Annotated in this window: 1 pseudogene; it reads left to right on the top strand. The window is 65.2% G+C overall.

Annotated elements, in window-relative coordinates:
* Positions 1 to 270, top strand: a pseudogene (locus tag FLQ44_RS22500) (DNA-formamidopyrimidine glycosylase); the annotation flags it as partial.

Genomic DNA, 270 nt, shown 5'->3' with positions numbered 1-270 from the left:
TCCAACTTCTCCCCTGAACACCTTTTCCCCCTCAACCCCAAACCCCCTCCACCTATCAACACCTTCCTGATTTACCACCCCATCCTAGTCGGCGTCGGCAACATCTACGCCGCCGAGAGTCTGTTCCGCGCCGGCATCGATCCGCGCCGCGCGGCGGGAAAGGTGAGCCTGGCGCGCTACCAGGCGCTGGCCGAAGCGGTGCGCGAGATCCTCGCCTACGCGATCGTCCGCGGCGGCACAACACTTCGTGACTTCCTCGCGCCTGACGGC

The organism is Vogesella mureinivorans, assembly GCF_007644035.1.
Classification (GTDB): domain Bacteria; phylum Pseudomonadota; class Gammaproteobacteria; order Burkholderiales; family Chromobacteriaceae; genus Vogesella; species Vogesella mureinivorans.
This window is presented reverse-complemented; position numbering and strand designations above follow the sequence as displayed.